Source organism: Frankia sp. CgJB1, from assembly GCF_977947065.1.
Window position 1 is genome coordinate 1 of the sequence record NZ_CDWTNB010000220.1, and the last position, 6080, is coordinate 6080.

At 73.8% G+C, this 6080-nt stretch carries 7 protein-coding genes; all 7 read right to left on the bottom strand.

Annotated features, from left to right (window positions below):
• On the bottom strand, window positions 1-827 hold an 827-nt coding region (locus AC08OT_RS18490; RefSeq protein WP_476603099.1), incomplete at its 3' end, for an ACP S-malonyltransferase.
• A gap of 182 nt (window positions 828-1009) precedes the next feature.
• Entirely contained in the window at window positions 1010-1771 is a 762-nt protein-coding gene (locus tag AC08OT_RS18495; protein WP_476592330.1) for an enoyl-CoA hydratase-related protein, read from the bottom strand.
• 2 nt (window positions 1772-1773) lie between these two features.
• On the bottom strand, window positions 1774-1935 hold the full coding sequence (locus AC08OT_RS18500; protein WP_476592331.1) for a hypothetical protein: 162 nt from the start codon (window positions 1933-1935) through the stop codon (window positions 1774-1776).
• A 47-nt stretch (window positions 1936-1982) separates the two neighbouring features.
• Window positions 1983-2993, bottom strand: a complete 1011-nt coding sequence (locus tag AC08OT_RS18505) for a hydroxymethylglutaryl-CoA synthase family protein (protein ID WP_476592332.1) — start codon at window positions 2991-2993, stop codon at window positions 1983-1985.
• Window positions 2969-3733 (bottom strand): thioesterase II family protein, encoded by a 765-nt coding sequence (locus AC08OT_RS18510; protein WP_476603100.1) that lies wholly within the window; start codon window positions 3731-3733, stop codon window positions 2969-2971. The genes AC08OT_RS18505 and AC08OT_RS18510 overlap by 25 nt, the downstream gene beginning before the upstream one ends.
• On the bottom strand, window positions 3730-4806 hold the full coding sequence (locus AC08OT_RS18515) for a beta-ketoacyl [acyl carrier protein] synthase domain-containing protein (RefSeq protein ID WP_476592338.1): 1077 nt from the start codon (window positions 4804-4806) through the stop codon (window positions 3730-3732). The genes AC08OT_RS18510 and AC08OT_RS18515 overlap by 4 nt, the downstream gene beginning before the upstream one ends.
• Window positions 4700-6080 (bottom strand): nitroreductase family protein (locus tag AC08OT_RS18520; RefSeq protein ID WP_476603101.1); only part of this gene is annotated, 1381 nt, incomplete at its 5' end. The genes AC08OT_RS18520 and AC08OT_RS18515, both read right to left, overlap by 107 nt.

Here is a 6080-nt window from a genome sequence, read left to right on the forward strand (position 1 = left end):
GCGCCGAGCCGCTCGGCCGGAGCCGGCCCGACCCACGCCGCGACGGCGGCCGGTACGACGACCTCGTCCGGTTCCCGGACGTCGGCGGTCTCGCCGGGGTCGGCCGGCTCGCGGGAGCCGGTGGGTCGACCGACCGCCACCGGCTCCGCGACGGCCACCGACGCCCACTCCTCGCGCGCCTGCGCCCACAGCTTCGTCAGCACGGTCCCCGGCCCGACCTCGACCAGCTCCTCCACCCCGCGATCGAGCAGGTACCGCATGGTCCGTCGCCACTGGACCGGTGCGCACAGCTGCCACTCCAGCAGCTCCGGGACCCGGTCGGCGGTGTGCGGCTCGACCGTGGCGTTGGACAGCACCGGCACGCGCGGTTCCGCGAAGACCACCCGGTCCAACGCCTGCCGCAGCCGCGCCGCCGCGGGCGCCATGTGCCGGGAGTGCGCCGCCACGCTGACCTGCAACAGCTTCGTCTTCGCCGCGCCGGCCGCCCGCACCAGCGGCGCGATCGCCCGGACCTGCGCCCGCGGCCCGCAGACCACGATCTCGCGCGAGGAGTTGTAGTTGGCGACCTCCACATCCGGGGCGTCCGCCGCCACCAGCACCTGGCGGAGGCGGTCCTCGTCGAGCCCGAGCACGGCGAGCATCCCGCCGCCCCGGATGCCACCCATCAGCTCGGCCCGCCGCGCTGTCAGGCGCAGGCCCGTCGTGAAGTCCACCGCGCCCGCCGCGAACAGCGCGCTGTACTCGCCGAGGCTGTGCCCCACCATGAAGTCAGGCTGCGGCGCGGCCGCCGCGAGATCCAGGTAGCGCAATGCGTTGACGGTGAACATGACCGGCTGGAGGTGCCGCGGGTGTCATCCAGCCGCCGCAGGTCGCCGGCCAGCTCGCGCACCGAGAGGCCCAGCACCTCGTCGGCCTGCGCGGTGAGGTCGGGGAACCGCTCGAACAGGCCGTCGGCCATGCCCTTGCGCTGCGAGCCCTGGCCGGGGAACGCCCACACGATCGCCACCGGCTACTCCCAGGGGTAGCGGCCGGTCGCCGCGAAGCGGGCGAAGCGATCCCGCACTCTCGGCGTCCCCGACAACCGGTCGAACTCGGTCACCGCGAGCCGCCTGGTCTCCGGCGTGATCGGGTGGAGCGCGCCGAAGAACCGTTTGGCGTCGCCCACCACCGTGTCGTCCAGCTTCGCCAGCCGCGCGGTCAGTCTGCGCACCAGCGGGGCCGGGTCGGGGGACACCTCGTCGACGAGCCGCCACCGCGCGGCCTCGGCCGCGGTGACCGGGAGCGTGGTCAGCGCCATGGCGTAGGCGGTCTGGAAACCGACGCGCCACACCAGGAACGGCAGCACGCTGCACGGCAGCAGCCCCCACATCGCCTCGGGCAGGCTGAAGACACCGCGTTCGGTGCTGTGCACGAGGTCGCTGGCCGCCACCAGCCCGACCCCGCCGCCCGACACCCGGCCGTCCACGCACGAGACGACCAGACGCGGCACGGCCGTGATGTGGTCGAGCAGTTCGAAGAACACGCCGCCGCGTTCGGCCGGGTCGTGGCCGGAGTCGTCGGCGCGGGCGGCCACCGCGACGTCCATGCCGGCCGAGAACACGCCGCCCCGCGCGCGCAGCACGACCAGCCGGCAGTCGGGCCGCGCCTCGGCCTCGTCCAGCGCGGCGTGCAGGGCGGCGATCAGCGCCGGGTCGATGGCGTTGCCCCTGTCCGGACGGGCGAGCGTGACCCGCACAACCGGCCCGGCCCACTCGACCTCGAGGGCGGGCACGGTCAGCTCCACCGATAGACGCGGTGGTAGCGGTCGATGTGATCGAGCACCAGCAACCCGGCCCCGTCGAACAGCTCGGCGTACGGCCCGGTCTCGAATGCCTGGCCCGCCACGCCGTGGCCGCGGTCGCCGCCGAGGGCCACGGCCTGGTCGTACTCCGCCATCGTGAGCGCGCGTCGGGAGGCGATCCGCTCGCCGATGCCGAACCGACCTACCCCTCCACCGCGTCGGCCCCCAGCACGCCGCTGAAGAACTCCGACCCGCAGCCGGATCCGTAGGAGAACAGCCCGATCCTGGCCGGTGTCACTGGCATCGCGCTACCGAGCAGCGAGGCCAGCGCCAGGTACAGCGACGCGGAGAACAGGTTGCCCACCTGCGAGGCGTACTTGATGGTGGGCGCCACCCGACTGGTGAAGTCGGTGTCGGCGTCCTTCGACGCCAGGGCGCCCTGCTTGCGCAGCAGCATGCGGTGCGCGCCCTTCACCATGCCGGCGAACGGCGTGTGGAACACCAGGTACGCGAACGTGTCCACGACGTCGCTGCCGACCACCCGCTCGCGGTAGGCGGCGAAGCTGTGCTCCAGGCACGTCAGGTACGACAGCAGCGACAGGTCGGAGTCGACGACGGCCACGTCGGCGCTGGGCCGCAGGGTGTCCATCACCTCGAACGTGTGGGTGCCGCTCGCGCCCACGTCGAGCTCCAGCACCGCGCAGTCCCGACTGACGATCATCGCCACCGCGCCCGCGCCCTCGGACGGCTCCCAGTACGTGCCGCGCGAGCCCGAGCCGGGCGCGTCGGCGGCGATCACCAGCGCCTTGGCACGTGGCACGGGCGAGTGGGCGATGATGCCCGCGGCGGTGTGCAGTGCCGCCGTGCCGCCGTAGCAGGCGTGCTTGACCTCGAACGACCGGCACCGCGGCGACAGCTCGAGGTGGCGATGCACATAGGTGCTGATCGGCTTGCCCATGTCCACACCGGACTCCGCGCCGACGACCAGCAGCTCGATGTCCGCCCGGTCGCGCTCGTCCATCGCGGCCAGCAGCGGGCGGGCCGCGTTGACCGCGTTGGTCACCGCGTCCTCGCACGGCAGGTTCACCGACTTGCGGGTCATCATCAGGTTGCCCAACCGGGCGATGTCCAGGCCACGTTCCCGGAACAGGTCCTCGACCTCGAAGCAGGCCCGCCCGACGTAGCAGTTCAGCGCCTCGATGCCGATGGCCATGCAACATCCCCCTCGAGGTCGGTCATCAGGTCGTCGTGGAGCGGGTCCGGCAGCCCGGTCAGGTAGAAGTGATCGCCCGGATAGACATGCAGGCGGAAGGCGCCGTCCGTGGTGACCCGCCATCGCTCGGCCTCCACCGGCTCGACCTCCGGGTCCCGGTCGCCGGTGAACGCCGACACCGGGCAGGTCAGCCGCGGCCCGTCGCCGGGCCGGTAGCTCTCGTTGACGGCGAAGTCGGCACGCATGGTCAGCAACAGCAGCTTTATCAACTGCGGCTGCTCCAGCAGGACGTCCGGCGTCCCGTCCAGGCTGACCACCGCGGCGCTGAAGTCGTCGTCGGGGACGTCCGCGAGAGGGCGGCGGCGCGCGGCCAGGTGCGGCGCGCGCCGACCGGACACCAGCAGCCGCACCGGGGCACGGCCCTCCCCGGTGAACCGGCGTGCCGCCTCGTAGGCGACGGCCGCGCCCATGCTGTGCCCGAACAGCGCGTAGGGCCGGTCCAGGTGCGGACGGAGTCCATCGCACAGCGGGCCGATCAGATCCTCCATCCGTCGGTAAGGCGGTTCGGCGATGCGGGACTCCCTGCCTGGCAGCAGCACCGGGCACACCTCGACGGCCGGACGCAGCCGATCGCGCCACGGCAGGAAGAAACCGCCGCCGCCGCCCGCGTGCGCGACGCAGAACAGGCGCAGCGGCGCCTCGGTCATCCGCGGGGTCGGCTTCGTCCACGGACCGGTCACGGCGTCCTCCCGGGGCGCAGCACGACGTGGCCGAAGGAGCCGACCGCGCCGACGGCGTTCACCAGGACCCGTCCCGGAAGGGCCGGCCGCGCGGAGTCGACCAGTTCCAGCCTCGGGTCGTCCCAGTCCACCAGGGGCGTCCGGTGCGTGCTCACCAGCGTGGGCGCGAGTGTGCCGTGCCGCAGCTGGAGCAGCGCCTTGGTGAGTTGTGACATGCCGGCCGCGGCCTCCAGGTGTCCGATGTTCGGTTTGACCGTCCCCACGGCAAGCTGCCCGCCGCCGTCGGATCTCAGCGCGGCGAGCAGCCCGGCAAGCTCGGCCGCGTCCGCCATCGGCGCGCCGGACCCACCGCACTCGACGTAGCCGATGTCGGCCCCGCACAGGCCGTGCGGCCCCAGCACCTCGCGGACCGACTCGGCGAGCGCGTCGCTGTCGGGAACACCGAAACGGCCCCGTCCGCCCACGCCGCCGCCGCCGACGGCCTCGATGACGCCGTGTACCACGTCGCCGTCCTCCCGGGCGTCGGCCAGCGGGCGCAGCACCAGCGCGCCGGCCCCCTCACCCGGCGACCACCCGGCGCCGTCGGCGGCGAACGCACCGTCCGCCGGGACCAACGCACCGTCCGCCGGGACCTCGGTGGACAGCCCGAGGTCGCGTAGCACGGCCAGGTGGTAGGGGTGGGTGACCAGGTTGACGCCACACACCAGGGCCGCGTCGCACTCCCCTGCCCGCAGTGCCGTCACCGCCAGGTACGCGGCGGTCAGCGACGACGAGCAGGAGGTGTCCACCGCCACACCGAGACCGCGCAGACGGAAGGCGTGGGTGAGGCGAGCCGGAAGGTCGGACGCGGCGGCGGCGACCAGCGCGGGGGCACCGGCGCGCCACCGAGCCTCACCGACATGCCGGTGGTCGTGCCACATCACCGCGACGTACACGCCCACGCGAGGGCCGCCGTGACCCCGCGGCTCACTGATCAGGCCCGCCTCCTCCAGCGCCTGCCAGGCGACCGGCAGCAGCAGGCGCACCTGCGGGTCCAGCAGCTCCGCTTCCCGTGGCGAGATCCGGAACGGCAGCGCGTCGAAGGTGGTGACGTCGGTGAGGAAACCGCCGTGCGGCGGCTCGAAGCCGTCGCGGAGCGCCGCGGCGCGGGCAGGCGGCACCGGGGCCGACCGAGCGGCGGCCGGCCCGCAGGTTGCGCCAGAACGCGCCGACGTCGTCCGCCTCCGGGTAGCGGCCCGCCATCCCGGTCACCGCCACCTCGGCGGTGTGGCGCCGCCCGGTCGAGACCCGGCTCACCGGTCCGGCCGCGGGCCGGGGCGACGAGACCTCCACGCGCGGCGCCGGGACCGCGGTGTTCCCGGCGGTCGACCTGTCCACCGCCCCGCCCAGGAAGGAGTGCAGCAGCCGCTGGCCCGGGTGCAGCCGGAAGTGTTCACGTACCGAGTCGAACGCCATCGCCCCGATCGGGCACAGCCCCACCGGCTGCTCGGCCTGGGCGGTCATCAGCAGCTGGCTGACGTAACCGGCCTCCAGCGCCAGATACAGCTCGGACTCCTCGGCGTAGAGCGGTTCGATGCCGCGCGGCTCCGAGATCAGGTACAGCTCGAACCCCGCCCGGTCGAACACCTCCCGGTTGTACTGGAAGTGCGCCTCGACCATGATCGGCGAGCCCTCATGCACCCGTTGCAGCACGTGCTCGTCGGGTCGGTGGTAGTAGATGCCCGGCGCCAGGCCCTTCACCCCGTTCGGCCGCACATGGAGGTACACCTGCACGGCGTAGGTGTCGCCCGCGGACGGGTAGAGGCGTCGAGGTCTGCCGTCGACGTCGCTCGACCGCAGCGATCCGAGCAGCGCGCGCAGCGCGTCGAGGGTGACCGACCCGCCGGTGAAGTCCCGTCGGGTCGCGCGGTCGCGGTAGGCCCGGGCGGGCGGCGCGGCGCCGCCGAGCCGGGTCGCCGGCTCGTCCGGCGAGGTCGGCCGCAGGTGCCGCCGGCCGGCCTTGAACCGCGCCCGGTCCTCGGGCGAGAAGAACTCGACCTCGGTCTCCCCGGGGCCCCCAAGCGCGGACGGCTTCTCCCGTGCGAGGTGTGCGGCGATGCCGCGCGCGCTGGGGTCCGCCAGCAGCGCCGACACCTGAACCCGCACACCGTGCCGCTCTCGCAGCGCGGTGGACAGCCGCACCATCGTGAACGAGGTCGCACCCTGGTCCCACAGGTCGCGCGCCGGGTCCACCGAGGGCACGCCGAGGTACTCCGCGAGCAGAGCCGCGATCTCCTCGGCCAGCTCGTCGGCCGACGCCCCGGGTGTCACCCGGTGACCAGCCGACACACCCGGCGCAGCCCGGCCG